Origin of the sequence: Arthrobacter sp. yr096, from assembly GCF_900108925.1 — a bacterium.
GTDB lineage: Bacteria > Actinomycetota > Actinomycetes > Actinomycetales > Micrococcaceae > Arthrobacter.
Window position 1 is genome coordinate 12,577 of the sequence record NZ_FNYI01000005.1, and the last position, 18,392, is coordinate 30,968.

Genomic DNA, 18,392 nt, shown 5'->3' on the forward strand with positions numbered 1-18,392 from the left:
GAAGCCTTGCGACGTCTAGGGGGTGCGGCTAGACGGCCGGCCATGACCAGGCTCGGCGTCACCGACGCAGCGTTGAGACGTGCCAGCCGTGGAGGAGTGCTCCAGCCCGCGCGGGGAGTGTATGCCTTAGCCTCGGCTGATGCCGCCCACGTCGGGTTGGTTACTAACCGTCAGCTGCTTACGTGCATTAGTGCTGCCGGTTTCTACAACCTCTGGGTGCTGGCGAGCAGCGATTCCGTGCATGTGTACCAGGCCCGTGGCGATGCCGGAGTCGCAGCAATTCAGCACCGAGGGTTGCTGTTGCCTGCCCACCCATACCGCCCGGTCGCGTCCCTGGCCGATGTGCTGATACATGCTTTGCGCTGCCGGCCGTGGACGGAGGCCTTGGTGATGGTGGAGTGCGCCGTGGGCAGGGGTGACATGACAGTGGACTTCCTGCTGAGGCGTCTGAAGGGCAAAAGGAACGGCAAAGCCCGGGCTGTCCTCGGGTGGGTGGACCGCGGAGCGGAATCGCTGTTGGAGACGTTGGCCAGAACGCACTTCCGGCTGGCGGGGATCAGCGTGCAAACACAGTTCTATCTGGAGGGTGTGGGCTACGTGGATCTAATTCTGGAGGGCTGGTTGCTAGTGGAGCTCGATGGTCGTCACCACTCTGACTGGGCTCAGGTTAAAAGGGGCCATCGCCGAGGGAATGTCTCAGCTGTGAAGGGCTACACAGTGCTCCGCTACTACTACGCCGACGTAGTCCACAACCCTGAGGAGATGGTTCAGGAGGTCTTGGCGGTGCTGGCCCGGGGAAACCGCTCAAGACGCCGTCACGCTGAGCAAGGTTTTGCCGGCTCTAGAGAGGTCCATCCCCAGGAATCCAAGGAACTCGGGTGGGAATCGGGCCAGAAAGTTGCGGGGCGTGACATGGCTGGGCCACGGGGCGGGGAAGAATAAGTCAGAAGGTCAGCAGGGGAGTGACGGTGACCGTGTCTTCGCCAACGTCCAACTGAGTAGTGAAGCTGAAGTCATGCTCCACGCTGAGGTCGTTGCCCAGGCCGCTGAAGAGGTTGATCTCGCGGGCGGTCAGGCGGGCCTTGCCGTTCAGTGGTGCCACTACCCATTTGCCGCTGAAGGGCTCGATGGTGATTTTGGGGTACTCAGTGATTTCCCATTTGATGGTTCCGTCCACAACCCGGGCGTTGCTGACATGGTAGAACGGGCAATCCGGCTGGAGTCGCTGCTGCTCTGTGGCTTGGGCGGCACACGTGTCCAGGAATTCCCGGACCTTTCCAGCGACGGCCTCGTTCATGGATTTCGTGGAGCGCGTCTGCAGGTTGAGGGGCGCCTGGCCGGCGTCGCGCGTGGTCACCAAGGCAGACGTCGCGGGGGCCTCGAAGTAGGTGCCGTTCAGGCTCGCTTCATACTTGCCGGGGAAGAACACGGCGAAGGTGTTACGGCCGTTGGGCATGTTCACGGGCACACCGTTGAGCGTGGCCTCGCTGGCGTTGACCACAGTGACCTCGATGGTGGGCAGCGTGGTGGGCACGAACGCCCATTTCGCGAAGAACAGCCATTGGGTCCCGGTGCGCTCCATCAGGAACTCGGTGTGGAGCTTACTGCCGTCCAGCGTGTAGTCCACCGGCACGGCCATCCGGTTGCTGCCGCGTGCTTCGGGGTTTCCCACTTTGACGTCGGACATTTTGGAGGCGGCGGTTTGGAGAGCTGTTCCATCGAGCATGGCCGCGTTGGAACTGGGTACTTTGGCGCGGAGGAGCCCCAACGCTTCCTCGCCTTCACCCTTCTGCAGGGCTTCCAAATACTCCTTGACGGGCTGCTGGGGACTGGCCACCGAGGAGCTCACCAAGTTGATGCAGACGATCGCCCCGGCGGCAGCAAGCATCAGACCGAGCAGCCATCCGGCTGCGGTCTTGACGAACGCTTGACTCAACTGCACGCCCTTTACGTTACCTGCCGCGGCAGCAATCACTGTGCAGGAAGACCCCGGACTGACTTATATCCACCGTTTGGAGAAGGCCCGACGGCGGGTGGCCGCACGCGGTGCCGCCACCCGGCGTCGTGGTTTCTGCAGAGAAACAGGACTAACGGCGGCGCCGTGATGATGTGCCGAAGACTCCGCGCATGAGGTCGCGCCCAAGCTGCGTTCCCATGGATCGGACCATGCTCTTGAGTCCGCCGCCCAGCGCTCCACCGAGGGCACCGGCGATGTCACCGAACATGCCGTCCTGCTGCGGGGCCGGGGCAGGAGCCGGGGCCGGAGGAGCCGGGTAAGACTCCGGGATCGATGCGGGCCGCGAGCTGGGCCTTCCGAGGATTTCTTCCTCGATCCGGCGGGCTTCGGCATCGATGTCTGCCTGGGAAGAGCCTGACGAGGAGCCGGAGGAAGATCCCGGCGAAGAGGCGGGCGCCGGCGGCATCCCCGGCGCGGCTTCGCCCGTGGGGGCAGCGGCCTGGCCATTCAGTTTCTCGTAGGCGGAGACGTTGTCCACTGCCGTGCCGTATTTGGCCAGCAGGGAGGACGCGGCCACAGTGCTCCGGATCAGGTCATCGGTGCTGGGGCCCATGACGGATTCGGGCGCCCGGAGCCGGGTGAGGGCCACGGGAGTGGGAGCACCTTTCTCATTCATGACCGTGATGACGGCTTCACCGATCCCGGCAGTGGTGAGCGTCTCTTCGAGGTCGTAATCGCTCACCGGGAAGGTGGACACCGTTGCCTTAAGTGCTTTGGCGTCCTCGGGGGTGAAGGCGCGCAGGGCATGCTGCACACGGTTGGCCAGCTGGCCGAGGACGTCGGCGGGAACGTCCTTGGGAGTCTGGGTGACAAAGAAAATACCCACGCCCTTGGAACGGATGAGCCGGACCGTTGTGGTGATGGCTCCGAGAAAGGCCTTGGAAGCGCCGTTGAAGAGCAGGTGTGCCTCGTCCAGGAAGAAGACCAGCTTGGGCTTGTCCAGGTCGCCGGCTTCCGGGAGGTCCTCGAACAGGTCCGCCAACAGCCACATCAGGAACGTGGAGAACAACAGGGGCTTGGTCTGCAGCGTGGGGAGTTCAAGGCAGCTGATCACACCGCGGCCATCCGGGGCTGTACGGAGGAGCTCGGCGGTATCGAACTCGGGTTCCCCGAAGAACTTCTCCATCCCTTGGGCCTCAAGGGTCACCAGTTCACGGAGGATCACGCCTGCCGTGGCCTTGGACAACCCGCCGAGGTTGGCGAGTTCGGCCTTGCCTTCGTCCGAGGTGAGGAACTGGATGACCGCCCTCAAATCCTTAAGATCAATAAGCTCCAGGTTGTTCTGGTCCGCGAAATGGAAGATCAGCTGGAGGCTGGATTCCTGGGTGTCGTTGAGGTCCATGATGCGGGACAGCAGGATGGGCCCGAACGAGGTAATGGTGGCGCGGACCGGGATGCCGTTGCCATCCCCACCGAGCGAGAGGAACTCAACCGGAAAATTCTTCGCAGACCAGTCCTGCCCCAGCGCCGACGTGCGCGCCGTGAGTTTCTCACTGCCGGTGGCCGGGGTGGCCAGCCCTGACAGATCACCCTTGATGTCCGCGAGGAAAACCGGAACACCCGCCGTCGAAAGCTGCTCGGCAATCATGTGCAGCGTGACCGTCTTGCCGGTACCCGTGGCTCCGGCCACCAGCCCGTGCCGGTTCATCATGGCGAGCGGAAGCCGGACCTGCGCTTCCTTGTGGATCTCGCCGTCTACGATCGCGGCGCCGAGTTCAATGGTGGCACCTTCCAGGGTGTACCCCTGCTGGATGGTAGCGAGCTTTTCGGCAGTGGTTTTGTTAGCCATGCGCATAGCTTAGCTGTGCACGGCAAGATCCTTGCTGAACGCCAAATGCTTGATTTCCTCGGGGTCCGCGGCGAGGTCGAACAGCGCTTTGTACCCTGTGGCCAGATACAGGTTCTTGGCCTCCGGCTGGCGCGGACCGGTGGTCAGGTAGAGCTTCCGGTAGCCGCGGCGGCGCGCTTCGTTTTCAAGTTCCGTCAGGACCAGGCGTGCCAGTCCACGACGCCGATGGGCTGAGTGCGTCCAAATCCGCTTGAGCTCTGCTGTGTGCTCGTCGTAACGGCGGAAGGCCCCGCCGGCCACGGATTCGCCGTTTTCCTGAATGATGATCAGCGCGCCATGCGGGGCAGCGAATTCTTCGGCGGGGTAGCGGTTCAGTTCCTCCGCGGCCCCTTCGCTGCTGAACAGGTCCCCGTAGCGGGTGTTGTATTCGACCGCGAGCTCGTCCAGGAGCGGACGAACGCGGGGATCGCGCATGGGCAGGCTGAGGACGGTAAGGCCCGACGTCGGCAGGGTTGGCGTTGTTGTCATGTCAGGCCTTTCGCAGGGCGCCGGTAAGTTCGCGGGTAGTGGTCAGGGTTTCCAGGATCCGGCGCGCCAGGGCGTCGTTCTCCCGGAACGGTGCTGCATTGGTGTTGGGCCTGGCAAAGGCCCCCGCACCCCAACCGGACGTCCACGGGCCCACCGCAAACAATCCGTTCTGTGGAGTACCAACAGGGGACAATACCTGGTGATTCCCGGAGACCAGGAGTTTCCCGGTGGAGTGCGCGCCTTCGGAGGTGAGCAGCCTCTGTTCGGTGCCCCATCCGGCGTCGTGCAGGTCAGCCAGGGCGGGGTTTGCGGAGCGTTCAACCGAAGCTGAAGGCAGCCGGGCCTCGATGTAGGCGGACGCGTCAACCACCACGGGCGACTGGAACGAACCGGCCACGAACCGGCCTACGGAATCATCGGCACGCACCCACATGCCAGGACCCAGGAACTTCAGGAGACCTGCCCGGTGCAGCGCGAGCATCTCGCGGAGGCGGTGAGACGGCGGACCGGAGTCCACAAAGCTGAAGAAACCGTGCCACCAGCCGTGGATGGTCTGCTGGGAGCGGGCGTTGAGCCGTTCCTGGGGAACCAGCCGGCCCAAGTCCATATAAACGAATAACAGCGCAGTGAAGAGGGCCAGGGTCTGGGAGTGGTCCGGGCTGGTGCGGAGGTTGAGGTCGTTCTGGATGTAGGCGGCCACTGAGCGCTGGACGGTGTGGTGGTCCGCAAAGGCGCAGCCGCTCAACGGGTGGTCCAGTTTCTCCAGGTCCAGGCGCAGTGCGGGATTGGGCACGGCGAAGTTGACCAGGTCTTCCCGGGCGGAGCTGTACCAATCAACGGCGTCGAAGTGGGCCTCGAAGCTGGTCCACGTTCCCAGTACGCGTTCCGGGTAACCCGTGAACAGCTCACGGTAGTACGCGTAGCCTGCGTCCTTGGCGATGAGCGGCCAGAGCTGGGTACGGAAATCGAGTTCCTGGTGCTCGGCCAGCAACGCCTCCACAGCCTCGGCGGTGAAGTACCGCGGGCGGGCAACCGGCTCGCCGCGCAAAGTGGAGGAGATCTTGGAGTGGTACGGCACACCGCGTCGTGACCCTGCCCAGACCCTGGGTTCGGCGCCGGAGGGGACATAGTCCAGTTCGCCGTCGGGCCGTTCCTCGAAGCGGCCACCGCGGCCCTCGAACAGCAACACCAACAGGTCCACGAATGCCAGGCCCATGCCGGCGACGATCACGTCCTGGCCGGCTTTCACGCCCGAGTAGTCCACGTCCGTGGTGTACGACGGCGGCGCATGGAACCCACCGTGTTTGGCGGCGAAGTCACTGAGACGTACGGATTCCGGGTCCGGCTGCGAGTCGGTGTGGCCCAGGGCGTACACCACGACGTCGGCAACCACCTCGGCGCCGGAGGCCAACCGAACGCGGTGCGTACCGGCGTCGTGCCCGCCAGCGGCAGCGGCTGTGACGCCGATGGCCGTGTCACGGTGCACCGTCACCGTGACCTGGGGGCCGAGCGCGGCAACAGCCCGGCCGAAAAACCACTCGAGGTACTTGCTTTGGAGTTGCCGGGTGGGAAAGGACGCCGGAGTCAGGGAGCGCAGTTGTGCGAGCAGGTGCGGTTCCAGCGCAGGAACGTCCCTGATGGTGCCATCCAGCACGCCCGCTGCCCATGTTGAAAGACCCGGGCCGTCCACCGTGGGGCCATCGCAGGCCACGGAGTCGTCCGTGAACATGGTGACGTCAGCGGCCGTTGAGTTGAGCAGGAGGCCGGGGTCCTGGTCATAGCGCCAGATCCTCCCGGACCCTGGCTGGTGCGGCTCGATGACGTGGATGTGCAGCGGACCGTCAAACAGGTCAGCGCGGTTCGCGGCCAGCCGTTCGAGGACGCCGGCCGTGCGCGGGCCGCCGCCGATGAAGGCGAGGGCGGGTACTCGTGACGGCATGGGATCTCCTGAAAAACAGTGGTTGGTGCAGTCCAATCTAGGGACGTCCGGGCGGGCGGGTCGAGGAGCGGGTAACCGCCGTTCACCACGCGTCACGGAACGTCAAGACCCGCAAAACCACGACTCATTTGACGCTTGATGAACGCAATTGTGACGCCGTGCGTAGCCCTGAGAAGTCCTGCTAAGCCGGGTGAAGAAGTGCAAATTGCTGCCTTGCTGGCGGGTTTGGCACGCCCATAGATTGGCAGCCATCCGATAGACAACAACCGAACTGAAATGAGGTGGCGCATGAGTGCAATCGCACCGCCTGCCACGGCGGACACTGCACCGCCCACCCCGGACTACTCCGAGTACAAGCTGGTCCCGGCCCGCCACCCGTGGCGATGGGTGGGGACCGTACTGGTTGCTGCCGGCGTCGCTGCCATCGCATGGTCCCTGGTGACCAACCCGCGCTGGGAGTGGGGTGTGGTGGCCGAATGGTTCACAGCACAGTCGGTGGTCAACGGGCTCATCGAGACCCTTAAACTCACTGCCATTTCCGGTGTGCTGGGATTCGTGCTCGGTTTCATCCTCGCGCTCATGAGGCTGTCCGCTTCACCGCTGCTGGTCTCGGTGTCCTGGACGTTCTCCTGGATCTTCCGCTCCACTCCGCTGCTGGTCCAGCTCCTGCTTTGGTACAACCTGGGCTACCTGTACGAGAAGATCAGCCTGGGAATCCCCTTTACGGACGTCCGCTTCTTCGAAGCACAGACCACCACGCTCATCAGCCAGTTCGCCGCAGCAGTCCTGGGCCTCACCCTGAACCAGGCGGCCTACTCTGCGGAGATCATCCGTGGTGGCATTCTCTCCGTTGACCAGGGTCAGCTCGAAGCTGCCTCCGCCTTGGGCATCCCGGCGTGGAAGCGCTCCACCAGGATTGTGCTGCCGCAAGCCATGCGCGCCATCCTGCCCAACGCCTTCAACGAGATCATTGGCCTGGTCAAGGGAACGTCGATTGTTTACGTCCTGGCCTACTCCGAGCTCTTCTATACGGTCCAGGTCATCTACAACCGGACCCAGCAGGTACTGCCGCTGCTGCTCGTTGCCACGCTCTGGTACGTGGTGATCACCTCCGTGCTGAGCGTCTTCCAGTACTACATAGAACGCCACTTCTCCAAGGGTGCCCTGCGCACGCTGCCGCTCACGCCCTTGCAGAAGGCCCGCAAGTTCTTCGCCACCCATGTTGCTGCCTCTCCCACGAAGGACGCCCGATGAGCATCATCGCTGCACGCAAAGAATCCACGACGACGGCACAGGCTGACGCTGAAAACCAGACCGCCGCCTCGGCTACCTCGACTCCAGTGGCCCCTGCCACCCGTGGACAGGTGGACATCAGCAACGTCCGGAAGTCCTTCGGCGTCACGGAGGTCCTCAAGGGTGTGTCCTTGTCCGTCCAGCCAGGCGGAGTGGCTGTGATCGTGGGCCCTTCCGGCTCTGGTAAGTCCACCCTGCTGCGCACCATTAACCACCTGGAAAAGGTGGACGGTGGTTACATCACCATCGATGGCGAACTGGTGGGCTACGAGGTCCGCGGAAACAAGCTCCACGAACTGCGCGAGAAAGACATCCTCAAGCAGCGCACCCACATCGGCATGGTGTTCCAGAGCTTCAACCTCTTCCCGCACCTCACCGCCCTGGAGAATGTCATCGAGGCGCCGATCGTGGCGCAGAAGCGATCCAAAGCCGAAGCCCGGAAGCGTGGACTGGAGCTCCTGGACCGCGTGGGCCTGAAGGACCGTGCCGACGCCTACCCACGCCAGCTCTCCGGCGGTCAGCAGCAGCGCGTTGCGATTGCCCGTGCACTGGCGCTTGATCCCAAAATTCTGCTCTTCGACGAGCCCACGTCCGCACTGGACCCGGAACTCGTCAACGAGGTACTGGACGTCATCCGGGAACTCGCAAAGTCCGGCACAACGCTGATCATCGTGACCCACGAGATGGGCTTTGCCCGGGACGTCGCGGACACCGTGGTCTTTATGGACCAAGGCCAGATTGTCGAGGCCGGCACACCGCAGGACATCTTCGCCAACCCACGCGAGGAACGCACCCGCAGCTTCTTCTCCAAAGTCATCGAACCAGCTTTCAACATCTAGGACACCCTCCATGCTTCGCAAGACCAAAGCCAGGTTCCTGGCACTCGCTGTACTCCCCGCCGTCGTGCTTCCTGCGTTGGCCGGGTGCTCCGATCCCGGGGCGTCGGCCGCCAAGCCGGAGTCTGAGGCCGCCAAGAACGGCGTCGTCTACAACACCTCTGTTGACCAGAACCGGATCCGTGGGGAGAAAGACGCTGTCGCAGCGGGGGCCGTTCCTGCGGCCATTGCCAAGGACGGCAAGCTCACCGTCGCCACCACTGCAGGTTCCATTCCGCTGTCCTTCCACGCCACGGATGACAAGACGCCGATCGGCGTTGAGGTGGACATCGCCCAGCTCGTGGCCGACAAGCTCGGACTGGAACTGGACCTGCAGGTAACGTCCTGGGAGAACTGGCCGCTGAAGACCCAGTCCGGCGACTTTGAGGCAGTGTTCTCCAACGTGGGCATCAACGCAGCGCGTGTGAAGCTGTTCGATTTCTCCACCTACCGTGCTGCGTACATGGGTTTCGAAGCGAAGAAGAGCGCCAGTTACGACATCAAGGGCTCGGACGACATTTCCGGTCTGAAGATCTCCGTAGGTTCCGGCACCAACCAGGAGAAGATCCTGCTGGCCTGGAACAAGGAGCTTGAGGACAAGGGCAAAGCACCGGCTACGCTGCAGTACTACTCCTCGGACGCCGATACCATTCTGGCTCTCTCCTCAGGCCGCACCGACCTGAACCTGGCACCGTACCCATCGGTCACGTACCGGGAGAACACCCGCGATGACCTGAAGGTAGTGGGCAAGGTTAACGCCGGCTGGCCGGCCGAGACCCTGGTGGCCGCCACCACCCTCAAGGGCAACGGACTGGCCCCGGCCATCACCGATGCCTTGAACTCCACCATCAAGGACGGCTCCTACGGCAAGGTCCTGGAACGCTGGGGTCTTTCCGAGGAAGCCATCCCGGAGTCCAAGACCGTCACCGAGGCCACCTTCGGAGCAGGCAAATGAAGTTCCAGGTCCTGGACATCATCCCGCACCTGAAGAACCCGGTCACGGGGGAGATCGTCTCCACCGCTGACAGGCTGAACCAGGTAGTGGAGACAGCAAAGAGGTCCGAGGAACTCGGGTTGGACAGTTTCTCCGTGGGCGAGCGTCACGCAGGCGAGTTCGTCTCGTCATCGCCCACGACGGTCCTTGCCGCGATTGCCGCCGTCACCCACCGCATCCGCCTGCAGACCGGCGTCACCGTGCTCTCCGTCCTGGACCCGGTGCGGGTGGCCGAGGATTACGCCACCATCGACCAACTGAGCCGTGGCCGCTTGGAACTGGTGATCGGCAAGGGCAACGAAGTCCTGCAGTACCCGCTGTTTGGCCTGTCCCTGGATGACCAATGGGATCTGCTCGCGGAAAAGTACGCACTGCTGCGGACGTTGTGGCGCAAGGAAAGCGTCACCTGGTCCGGTAGCTTCCGGCCCGCGCTCACCGAACCGACCACGACGACGCCGCGCCCCTTTGCGGGGTCGCCGCGGATTTGGCACGGCTCGGCTACAACCCTGACGTCCGCTGCGCTCGCCGCCAAGTGGGGTGATCCGCTGTTCACGGCCAACGCCATCCAGCCGCGTGAAAACTACAAGGTCCTGATCGACCACTACCGCGAAGAATATGAGCGTCATGGGCATGATCCGCGTCACCAGTACCTGGGCTCGGGCAGCGGGGCCGGTGGGGTGTTCATCGCGGAGACCACTCAGGAAGCCATCCGCCAGTACGGTCCGGTCTATGAAGGTTTGACGGCCAACCGCAACGTCCCCGGCAACAACTCGCCATTTCGGGACATCCAGCACGCCGTAGCCGAGGGCCCGGCCCTGGTAGGCAGCCCTGAGCAGGTGATCGACAAGATCCTCAGCTACCACTCGCTGTACAACCACGATCTCCAGTCGATCTCCTTGCCCACCACTCTGCCCTTCGAGCAGCAGCTCGAGATCCTGGAACGCTTCGCGCTGGAGGTCATCCCGGCCGTACGGGCCTCGGCGCCCACCACGCTGTGGGAAGCCGGGGATCCTTTTGCGGGCCGCCCCGAATTCGCCGGTGCCACCGAGCCGGACGCAGCAGCAGCAGTCACCGCAGACCACGCCTTGAACAGGAGCGACACCGCACATGTCTACGCACACTGAAACAGCACTCGAATCCTTTGACGAGGGATGGCGGGAGTGGCATGCCGCGCATGAGCGCCACCGTGCCCACCCGCATGGCTTCCTCGCCGTCACCCACCTGCACTGGCTCAGCAGCGACGCAACCCGGCTGGAAGGCGCGCCGGGCACCTGGAGCGCGGATGACGACGTCGTACGTGTTGTCCTGGAGCCCGGCGAAAGCCTGCAGCAGGACGGGGCAGAACTGAGCGTCGGAGTGCCGGTTGTGCTGGGGCCGATCGCGGAGCGCGGCGGGATCAACCTGGTGTCCGGCGACACCGTGATCGAGGTTGCCAAGCGCGGCGGCGAGTACATCGTGCGGCCGCGGAACCCATCGAATGCCCTCTTGCAGGAGTATCAAGGTACGCCGGCCTACACGCCCAACGCTGCCTTTGCCGTTGGAGGGACGTTCGTCCCCTTCGAGGCGCCGCGCCCCACCACGGTGGGTGCCGCCGTTGAAGGCATCCAGCACGTTTACGAAGCCCCGGGCGAGATCCGGTTCAAGCTCGCAGGCGAGGAGCTGGCGCTGACCGCGTTCAACGGGCACGCGCCGGGCTCGCTCTCCGTGCTGTTCACCGACCAGACCTCCGGCAAGACCACCTACGCGGCCAACCGTTCGCTGTCCGTGGTGCCCGCCGAAGATGGCTCCGTGCAACTCGACTTCAACCGGGCAGTGAACCTGCCCTGCGCGTACACCGATCTCGCGACCTGCCCGCTGCCGCCCGCCGAAAACCGGCTTCCGGTGGCCATCGAGGCCGGCGAAAAGATCCCCTACGAACGTCAGGACCAGAAGTGAGCACTGTAGCCAAGGCCGGGTTCCTGGCCATTGAACTCGATGGCGCCGGGTATGAGGACCTTGCCCGCGCCGTCCTCTCCGCCGAGTCCGCTGGTTTCCACGTGGCAACCTTCAAGGACGCGCCGGAAGCGGGCCGGGCCAACGCCCTGCAGCGCGCCGCCTTCGCAAGCCCCCTAACCCGGACCATCGCCGTCGTGCCGGAGGTGGACACCGTATATACGGAGCCCTTCCACATCTCCACGCAGCTGGCGAGCCTGGACTACGTGTCCGGCGGGCGTGCCGGGTGGATCGCTACCGCAGCGGTGGCACCCGAGGCTGCCGCCGCCGTCGGACGTTCCTTCGTTGAAGGTGACGCGCTGGCGCAGGAGGCTGCCGCGTCCATCGAGGTTGGACGCCGGCTGTGGGATTCCTGGGAGGACGACGCCGTGATCCGCGATGTCGCCACCGGCCGCTACATCGACGTCGACAAGCTGCACTACGCGGACTTCGAAACCCCGGCGGACTTTTCCGGGGCCGGCTATTCGGTGAAAGGCCCGTCCATCATTCCGCGGCCGCTCCAGGGCCAGCTGCCGGTGTTGGCCCCGGCGTCGCTGGTGGGCGAGGGCCTGGTTCCTGCCGATGCCGTGGACGCTGTCCTGGTCAGCGCGCCAACTCCGGAGCTGCTTGCCGGGGAGGTTCGTGACGTGCGCGCGCGACTGGGTGCCTCCGTGGCGATTGTTGCGGAGCTCGACGTCGTCCTGGACGCGCGTGGGCAGGCTGCGGCCTCACGTTCAGTGGCCTTCCAAGGCGACCGTGCGGGATATGTTGGCTCGGCGGCCGGTCTCACCGACCTTCTGGCCTCACTCCTTCAAGAGGCCGACGGCGTCCGTCTCCACCCAGCCGCTGTGGAAATTGAGCTCGACGAACTGTCACGGCTTGTCCTCCCGGAGCTGAGGCGCCGCGGTTCGCTGCGTGCGCCGATCCAGGACGGCACGTTCCGCGACGTGCTCGGGCTGGAGCGCCCGGAAAGCCGCTATTCGACGACTGCCGCGGCCAGTGCTGCTGCCGGAAATTAAGGGGACCCCATGACACAGCACAACCGTGCTATTTTCCAGCCGAGCGGCCAGATCCAGTTCGGCATCTTCTTCCAAGGAGTGAACTCCGGGACCATCTGGAAAGCCCAGGAATCAGGCTCACAGACGGACTTCGAGTCGTTCCGGCACATCGTCCAGACTGCCGAGCGCGGAAAGTTCGCGGCCTTCTTCCTGGGCGAAGGGCTGCGCCTCCGTGAACACCTCGGACGCCCGCATGCCTTGGACGTTGTGGGTAGGCCCGACGCTCAGACCATGCTTGCCGCACTCGCCGCCGTGACCACCAACATCGGCCTGGTGGCCACGCAGAACACCACCTACAACGATCCCGCAGACCTCGCGCACCGCTTGTCTTCCCTGGACCTGGTTTCTGGTGGACGCGCTGCGTGGAACGTGGTGACCACGGATAACGCCTGGACGGGAGCCAACTTCCGCCGTGGTGGCTATCTGGACCACGCTGACCGCTACAAGCACGCCGAGGCGTTCGTGGAAACCGCCAAGCGCATCTGGGACTCCTGGGAGACTCCGTCCGGCCCGGCCCGCCGTGTGGTGCACGAAGGCCAGCACTACACCGTGGACGTCACTCCGCGTTTGCCGCGAAGCGCCCAGTACCGTCCTGTGCTCTTCCAGGCCGGCGACTCCCCGGAAGGCCGCGACTTCGCAGCCCGGCAGGCAGACGTGATCTTCTCCGCCCACCCCAAATTCGATAACGCCGTGGAGTTCCGCCGCGACATCGTGGCACGGTCCGTGGCTGCGGGCCGCGGAGCCAATGCCGTCCAGATCATGCCGGCCAGCGAGTTCATCCTGGCAGCCACTGACCAGGAAGCCCAGGAAAAGAAGGCTTGGGTCCGTAGCCTGCAGATCGGACCGCAGCAGGCCATCGCGTACCTGGAGCAGTTCTGGGGCCGGGAGCTTTCTTCCTATGACCCGGATGGTCCCTTGCCGGAGATCGACCCCGTGGTGGAGGAAACCTCGGAGACCCGTGGCAGCGGCTTCCATGGTGCCAAGGCAAGGCAACTTGCCGATCAGTGGCGGGCTGAGGCAAAGGACAAGGGCTTCTCCATCCGCCAGTTTGTCACCTCGAAGACTGCGCGCATCGATGCCACCTTCACCGGCTCCTACACCGCGGTGGCGGACCACCTCGCCGAATATGCACGGGTTGGGGCCGTGGACGGGTTCAACATTTCACCGTGGCTCATCCCCACAGGTCTGGACGACATCGTGAACCACCTGGTGCCCGAACTCCAGGAACGCGGCGTCTACCCGACGGAATACCGTGGGACTACCCTGCGGGAAAACCTGGGGCTCGAGACGCCGGTGCGGTCCGAAGACCCGGTACAGGTCTGATGACTCGGCTGATTAATTTTGCTGGATCATTCCTGCGCCGCTTGGCTGGGACCCCGGAATTCCGGGGTTCTACGTTCCAGCGGCGCGGAATGATCCAGCAGAATGACACGCCGGACACCACGGACGCTGCCCGCGGCACCATCAATCTCCAGCTGACGGTGTGGGGTCAGGCGCTTTAGCCCCCGGAGGCTAGAGAAGTTGGCGGAAGACGTTCCAGCCACTGCCCACGGGTCCGTAGGGACCCCAAAGGACAGCCGTGGACGCGCCTGAGGAGTAGGTGACCAGGTCACCGTTGCCGTTGATCGCGGCGAGGTCGTTGTACCTCGAGTGGCTGAAACTTCCCAAGCCGGCGATCTCGGAAAAGACGCCCCAGCCGCTGCTGATCATGGAAGACGGTTGCCATCCGCCTGTGCCATTGGCCGGGTAGAGGAAGAGGCGGCCGCTGCTGTCACGGGCGTAGATTTCCACGGGTCCGTCGCCATTGATGTCACCTGCGGTGATGAGCTTGTCCATGACCTGCCAGCCTTGGCCGATCTTGGTGGGGGAGAGCCACCCCCCGTTGCCGTCGCCGGCATAAAGGTAAAGATCTCCGGCTGCATTCCGCGCCAGGACGTCGTTGATGCCGTCACCGTTGAAGTCCCCAGGGCCCACGATGGAGTCAAAGACGTTCCAGCCTTGGCCTACCTGTTCCCTGGCGAGCCACCCGCCGTCACCGTCACCCGGGTAAAGGAAGAGCCGGCCTGCGGAGTCCCGGGCCAGGAGATCGTTGAAGCCATCGCCGTCAAAATCGCCGGGGGAGAAAACGATGTCGAAGATGTTCCATCCCTGCCCAACCTGTACGGGTTCGTCCCATTGGCCCCGGTACGTTGGGCATGCGCCCTCACAAGCGCCCTTGATATAGGTGTAAGTCCGGGGGTAGAGGATGAGCCGGCCATCGGCCGTGCGGCCCAGCGGTTCGAAGTTTCCCCGGCCGGTCCAGCCCATGGCCCTGCTGGAGGCTTTGATGGGCTTCGTTTCAGCGCTCAACTGGGTGCCGGTGGGGCACCCTGGTTCGCCGGGGGTGAGCGGGTGGACCCTCATCGAGATGCGGCTGCCCTGGTCCTCGGCCAGGACCCGCAGGGTATCCCCTTGCCGTTCCTCCGGGAGGGGCACACCGTCGCGCAACCACTCCAGGGTAATGGCGTCGCCGCTGCCGTCAGGGTTCCGGCAACCAAAATAGTCATAGTTGTATTGACGACGCATTTCGGCACCAACATAAGGAACGCCGTCGATGACTGGCGTCGGCTGGGACGCCGCGGAGACTGGCCCTGGACCCACCAGACTGGCCGACAGGGCCACAGCTGCAATAGTTGCGAGCTTTAGAGCGCGCGCTCGGAATGTCCCCATTTTGTTTCCCCCCGGAAGCCGGCACTCATGGTGCGTAGGTTTGTGTTGAGATTACCGTACTTCCGGAAGCGCGGTCAGGGGTGTCCGGGGGCCACCATGAAGACATCGATCGGGTCCTCGGATTCCAGCTCGAAGCCGTGACGCTCGTAAAGGCCGCGGGCCGGGCTTCCTTGCAGCACGTCCAGACGGAACGGGCGTTCGTCCGCTGATTTCTCCATGATGTGCCGAAGCACCGCCCCGCCCAACCCTTTGCCTTGGTGCGCCGGAGCCACATAGAAATGTTCAATCCACTGGCTGTCCGGCTCGGGACGGAGCGCGATCACACCGGCGTCCACACCGTCGGAATGGATGATGTACGTGTGCTCGGGCTGGAAGCCGTTCAGGAAGCGCTCGCGGACTCTAACAGGATCGTAACGCTGCAACCGCTCCAGGTCAGGGCGCATCACCACGGCGCGCAATTCGGCGATCCATGCAGCGTCAGTAGCCACGGAGGGGCGGAGGACGAAATCAGGCATGCCACCAGCCTATGGGGTCCTGGGCTGGAATCCTGGGTTGCACTGGTACGCCCTCAGGGCCGCAGCAACCGGCCCTGAGTCATGATGGTGTAGTGGATGACGAGGGTGGCGAGCTCTTGCGAGGCCGCAGAGAAGGCTTTGGCTGTGACCAGCGAGCTGGCCGCATAGGCGATTGCACATCGGTGAGATCCAGCAACCGGGCGGTGCACCGCGTGCACTTCTCAAGGTGGAGCCGGACCCTTTCCCGGGATCGCTTGCGGAGTCCTTTGCGTGCGTAGGCACCCAGCTGGCTTGAATACTCGCGGCAATCAGCGCTTACAGACTCGCTGACATGTTGCTGCAGGTACACCTGCCTCAGACGCTCTCTGGCGCGCAGTGCCAGCGATGAGACACCGTTGGCACTAAGCCCGAGCATCTTCGAGGCGGCAGCTGGTTTCATGCCTTCAATGTCCACATACCAGAGAACTGCCCGCCAGCGTTCAGGGAGGGCTTTGAATGCCTGGGCCACAGCAGCGGACTCGAACCTGGTCATGACGGGATCATGATGGACTTCCGGTGAGTCCAAGACAAAGGGATCATCCGTTGGCCGGGTCCGCGATCCGGAACGATTGACCTTATGGGCGATGCGCCGGACAGTTGTGAGCAAGTAGGCACGGAAGCACGTGTCCGGGCCCTTGCCGGCAGCCAGCGATTCGAACACCGAGGCAAAGGCGTCCGCGACGACGTCGTCCACATCAGCAGAGTTGTCTGTTTGCCCTTCAGCGACGTGACGGGCCATGCTCCGATGACGTTCGAAGAGTGTCTCGAAAGCGGCTTTATCGCCTGAACGCACACGCTCCACCCGGCCCGTGTCGCTGTCGTCCAGAGCCACGGGCCAGCCGGATCCAGTGCCACGCGGTGTTGAGCCCACATCGGCCCCCGATTTCGGACACGGCTCTCCCACGGGTAAACCGGACCGAGAATGTGCCGTGTTTACGGGGCCACGCTGCTGTAGCCCCCGCGCGGTCGCCATATCCAGGGTTCGCGCTCCACACACAGCGTAAGAGCAAGCTGCCCATAGCCGGATGGGGAACGTAGCTCATTTGGTGCCCTGACCCAGCAACCGCGACATGCCCAGTGGATCGACGACGTCGGCGCCACTTTCGGCCCTGGCACCTTCAGGGACGCGTCGGCCACTTGGGAGGAGCGTCTCCAGCAGGCGCCCGCCAAAAATGAGACACGAATCAGGTCTCAAGCGCACTTTGTAGATGTATCCATAGAGAAAGGGCTCCCACATGAAGCTCGAAGGCTGGCACATCCTCATCATCATCCTCCTGGCTCTGTTGCTCTTTGCAGCGCCGAAGCTGCCCATCTTGGCGCGCAGCCTTGGGCAATCGATGCGGATCCTCAGGTCCGACGTCCGGACGATGAAGGGTGAGGTCGCTGACACCACAGCCGAGGGATCCCCGCCTGAGTCTGGGTCTGGGCCTGGGCCTGGGCCTGAGTCGGTGGTGGGTCCGAAGCCCGCCGCGTCGCACAGTTCAACCGCAGACCGCGTCTAGAGAAGTGACAGAAACCAATCGCGGCATGGCCGGCCAGGGAGCCAGGGGAAGCGGACGGAAGGGCAACCCCGAAGCCCGGATGGCTCTTCTGGAGCACCTCAAGGAACTGAGGACCCGACTCTTCAGGGCTGGCATCGGTGTCATTGGCGGCACTGTGTTGGCGTTCATTGTTTATCAGCCGCTTCTGGACGCTTTGATCGAGCCCATCAAAGTCCTCAATGAGAAAGATGGACGGGCGTCCACTCTCAACTTCGATGGTGTGGCCAGTTCCTTCGATCTAATGATCCAGGTATCTGTCTTTCTTGGTTTGATCCTTGCCAGCCCCGTGTGGATCTATCAGTTGTGGGCATACATTGTGCCCGGGTTACACAAGAAGGAGCGGCGTATGGCTCTGGCTTTCGTGGCAGCGGCCGTGCCCTTGTTCCTCGCCGGCATCCTTCTGGCCTGGCTTGTACTGCCGAACGCCGTGCGGGTACTCACTGAGTTCACGCCCACCGGTGGATCCAACTTCATCAGCGCCACCACGTATTTGGCGTTCGTCCTGAGACTCCTCCTGGCCTTCGGTATTTCGTTCCTTGTGCCAGTTGTCTTGGTCGGGCTGAATTTGGCTGGGGTCATCAAGGGAGTCCAACTCATCAAGAGCTGGCGCATCACGCTTTTCCTGGTGTGTCTCTTTGCTGCAATGGCTGCTCCCGGGGGCGACGCCATGAGCATGTTCTATCTTGCTGCACCGATGTTGCTCTTGTTCTTTGTGGCAATCGGGATTTGCCTTCTCAATGACCGGCGCAGGGCGCGTCGCGCAATCAAGCGCTCTGCCGACATTGACGCTTCGGCCGCCCAGGCCACCCCAGCCCCGGATCTGGAGAGTCTCTAGGCGTGGGACACAACGACGACGACTTCGCTGGTGGTTGCGGTGGCCGGAACCGCGATGCGCACGGTCACGTCCCGAGGTGCGGCTTTCCGTTTCAAAGTGTATGGAGGGCGATGCAGACTGCTACGGGATTGCGCGGGACCATCTCGAGGGCGAGCGGCGTCTGCGTGGACCGGAAGACTGTGCCAGCCCGTCGGCGTCAGGACATCAGGGGGGACTACATGGGATCCCTGAACGTATCTTCAGCGAATCAAGTGGCCTGTCAATCTCTGGGGCGGACCGCTTTACAGAT

The 18,392-nt window shown here is 63.7% G+C and carries 18 protein-coding genes; 11 read left to right on the top strand and 7 right to left on the bottom strand.

The window, feature by feature from the left end; genetic code table 11:
* Positions 1 to 42 precede the first annotated feature (42 nt).
* Positions 43 to 942 carry an endonuclease domain-containing protein gene (locus BMY91_RS13355; protein ID WP_256212735.1) on the top strand — a complete coding sequence of 300 codons (900 nt, stop codon included), beginning with the start codon at positions 43 to 45 and terminating at the stop codon, positions 940 to 942.
* A gap of 1 nt (position 943) precedes the next feature.
* Here the strand turns inward: BMY91_RS13355 and BMY91_RS13360 are convergent, their stop codons facing one another.
* The 4 genes from BMY91_RS13360 to BMY91_RS13375 form a co-directional block, all read right to left on the bottom strand.
* Positions 944 to 1,972 (bottom strand): hypothetical protein, encoded by a 1,029-nt coding sequence (locus tag BMY91_RS13360; protein WP_090823462.1) that lies wholly within the window; start codon positions 1,970 to 1,972, stop codon positions 944 to 946.
* A 115-nt stretch (positions 1,973 to 2,087) separates the two neighbouring features.
* On the bottom strand, positions 2,088 to 3,806 hold the full coding sequence (locus BMY91_RS13365) for a helicase HerA-like domain-containing protein (protein WP_177179917.1): 1,719 nt from the start codon (positions 3,804 to 3,806) through the stop codon (positions 2,088 to 2,090).
* 9 nt (positions 3,807 to 3,815) lie between these two features.
* Positions 3,816 to 4,334, bottom strand: a complete 519-nt coding sequence (locus BMY91_RS13370; protein WP_090822696.1) for a GNAT family N-acetyltransferase — start codon at positions 4,332 to 4,334, stop codon at positions 3,816 to 3,818.
* A gap of 1 nt (position 4,335) precedes the next feature.
* Positions 4,336 to 6,273, bottom strand: coding sequence for an FAD/NAD(P)-binding protein (locus BMY91_RS13375; protein ID WP_090822698.1), 1,938 nt, complete (start codon positions 6,271 to 6,273; stop codon positions 4,336 to 4,338).
* 288 nt (positions 6,274 to 6,561) lie between these two features.
* On the opposite strand from BMY91_RS13375, the gene BMY91_RS13380 reads away from it, so the two are divergent.
* Genes BMY91_RS13380 through BMY91_RS22940 form a run of 8 tightly spaced genes read left to right on the top strand, consistent with a single transcriptional unit; the run spans position 6,562 to position 13,966 of the window.
* Entirely contained in the window at positions 6,562 to 7,527 is a 966-nt protein-coding gene (locus BMY91_RS13380) for an amino acid ABC transporter permease (RefSeq protein ID WP_175538632.1), read from the top strand.
* Entirely contained in the window at positions 7,524 to 8,405 is an 882-nt protein-coding gene (locus BMY91_RS13385) for an amino acid ABC transporter ATP-binding protein (RefSeq protein WP_090822704.1), read from the top strand. Before BMY91_RS13380 ends, BMY91_RS13385 begins: the two co-directional genes overlap by 4 nt.
* 10 nt (positions 8,406 to 8,415) lie before the next feature.
* On the top strand, positions 8,416 to 9,396 hold the full coding sequence (locus tag BMY91_RS13390) for an ABC transporter substrate-binding protein (RefSeq protein ID WP_090822706.1): 981 nt from the start codon (positions 8,416 to 8,418) through the stop codon (positions 9,394 to 9,396).
* Positions 9,393 to 10,559 carry an LLM class flavin-dependent oxidoreductase gene (locus tag BMY91_RS13395; RefSeq protein WP_090822709.1) on the top strand — a complete coding sequence of 389 codons (1,167 nt, stop codon included), beginning with the start codon at positions 9,393 to 9,395 and terminating at the stop codon, positions 10,557 to 10,559. Before BMY91_RS13390 ends, BMY91_RS13395 begins: the two co-directional genes overlap by 4 nt.
* Entirely contained in the window at positions 10,543 to 11,370 is an 828-nt protein-coding gene (locus tag BMY91_RS13400) for a DUF1684 domain-containing protein (protein ID WP_090822711.1), read from the top strand. The genes BMY91_RS13395 and BMY91_RS13400 overlap by 17 nt, the downstream gene beginning before the upstream one ends.
* Complete coding sequence (locus BMY91_RS13405; RefSeq protein ID WP_090822713.1) at positions 11,367 to 12,425, top strand: LLM class flavin-dependent oxidoreductase; 1,059 nt, start codon at positions 11,367 to 11,369, stop codon at positions 12,423 to 12,425. Before BMY91_RS13400 ends, BMY91_RS13405 begins: the two co-directional genes overlap by 4 nt.
* A 9-nt stretch (positions 12,426 to 12,434) precedes the next feature.
* Positions 12,435 to 13,787, top strand: a complete 1,353-nt coding sequence (locus BMY91_RS13410; RefSeq protein WP_090822715.1) for an NtaA/DmoA family FMN-dependent monooxygenase — start codon at positions 12,435 to 12,437, stop codon at positions 13,785 to 13,787.
* On the top strand, positions 13,787 to 13,966 hold the full coding sequence (locus BMY91_RS22940) for a hypothetical protein (RefSeq protein WP_143054071.1): 180 nt from the start codon (positions 13,787 to 13,789) through the stop codon (positions 13,964 to 13,966). Before BMY91_RS13410 ends, BMY91_RS22940 begins: the two co-directional genes overlap by 1 nt.
* Positions 13,967 to 13,976: 10 nt before the next feature.
* On the opposite strand, the gene BMY91_RS13415 is transcribed toward BMY91_RS22940, so the two are convergent.
* The 3 genes from BMY91_RS13415 to BMY91_RS13425 form a co-directional block, all read right to left on the bottom strand.
* Positions 13,977 to 15,173 carry an FG-GAP repeat domain-containing protein gene (locus BMY91_RS13415; RefSeq protein WP_090822717.1) on the bottom strand — a complete coding sequence of 399 codons (1,197 nt, stop codon included), beginning with the start codon at positions 15,171 to 15,173 and terminating at the stop codon, positions 13,977 to 13,979.
* Positions 15,174 to 15,247: 74 nt separating this feature from the next.
* Positions 15,248 to 15,688, bottom strand: coding sequence for a GNAT family N-acetyltransferase (locus BMY91_RS13420; protein WP_090822719.1), 441 nt, complete (start codon positions 15,686 to 15,688; stop codon positions 15,248 to 15,250).
* A 79-nt stretch (positions 15,689 to 15,767) separates the two neighbouring features.
* Complete coding sequence (locus BMY91_RS13425) at positions 15,768 to 16,559, bottom strand: sigma-70 family RNA polymerase sigma factor (RefSeq protein WP_256212736.1); 792 nt, start codon at positions 16,557 to 16,559, stop codon at positions 15,768 to 15,770.
* 403 nt (positions 16,560 to 16,962) lie between these two features.
* On the opposite strand from BMY91_RS13425, the gene BMY91_RS13435 reads away from it, so the two are divergent.
* Both BMY91_RS13435 and tatC read left to right on the top strand, forming a co-directional pair.
* Positions 16,963 to 17,229, top strand: coding sequence for a twin-arginine translocase TatA/TatE family subunit (locus tag BMY91_RS13435; RefSeq protein WP_090822724.1), 267 nt, complete (start codon positions 16,963 to 16,965; stop codon positions 17,227 to 17,229).
* A gap of 79 nt (positions 17,230 to 17,308) precedes the next feature.
* Complete coding sequence (tatC, locus tag BMY91_RS13440) at positions 17,309 to 18,103, top strand: twin-arginine translocase subunit TatC (protein WP_177179929.1); 795 nt, start codon at positions 17,309 to 17,311, stop codon at positions 18,101 to 18,103.
* The last annotated feature ends 289 nt before the right edge of the window (positions 18,104 to 18,392 follow it).

Coding starts and splice junctions, on each gene's coding strand:
- BMY91_RS13355 (WP_256212735.1), top strand. CDS start 43: ATGACCAGGCTCGGCGTCACCGACGCAGCGTTGAGACGTGCCAGCCGT.
- BMY91_RS13365 (WP_177179917.1), bottom strand. CDS start 3,806: ATGGCTAACAAAACCACTGCCGAAAAGCTCGCTACCATCCAGCAGGGG.
- BMY91_RS13370 (WP_090822696.1), bottom strand. CDS start 4,334: ATGACAACAACGCCAACCCTGCCGACGTCGGGCCTTACCGTCCTCAGC.
- BMY91_RS13375 (WP_090822698.1), bottom strand. CDS start 6,273: ATGCCGTCACGAGTACCCGCCCTCGCCTTCATCGGCGGCGGCCCGCGC.
- BMY91_RS13380 (WP_175538632.1), top strand. CDS start 6,562: ATGAGTGCAATCGCACCGCCTGCCACGGCGGACACTGCACCGCCCACC.
- BMY91_RS13385 (WP_090822704.1), top strand. CDS start 7,524: ATGAGCATCATCGCTGCACGCAAAGAATCCACGACGACGGCACAGGCT.
- BMY91_RS13390 (WP_090822706.1), top strand. CDS start 8,416: ATGCTTCGCAAGACCAAAGCCAGGTTCCTGGCACTCGCTGTACTCCCC.
- BMY91_RS13395 (WP_090822709.1), top strand. CDS start 9,393: ATGAAGTTCCAGGTCCTGGACATCATCCCGCACCTGAAGAACCCGGTC.
- BMY91_RS13400 (WP_090822711.1), top strand. CDS start 10,543: ATGTCTACGCACACTGAAACAGCACTCGAATCCTTTGACGAGGGATGG.
- BMY91_RS13410 (WP_090822715.1), top strand. CDS start 12,435: ATGACACAGCACAACCGTGCTATTTTCCAGCCGAGCGGCCAGATCCAG.
- BMY91_RS22940 (WP_143054071.1), top strand. CDS start 13,787: ATGACTCGGCTGATTAATTTTGCTGGATCATTCCTGCGCCGCTTGGCT.
- BMY91_RS13415 (WP_090822717.1), bottom strand. CDS start 15,173: ATGGGGACATTCCGAGCGCGCGCTCTAAAGCTCGCAACTATTGCAGCT.
- BMY91_RS13420 (WP_090822719.1), bottom strand. CDS start 15,688: ATGCCTGATTTCGTCCTCCGCCCCTCCGTGGCTACTGACGCTGCATGG.
- BMY91_RS13435 (WP_090822724.1), top strand. CDS start 16,963: ATGAAGCTCGAAGGCTGGCACATCCTCATCATCATCCTCCTGGCTCTG.
- tatC (WP_177179929.1), top strand. CDS start 17,309: ATGGCTCTTCTGGAGCACCTCAAGGAACTGAGGACCCGACTCTTCAGG.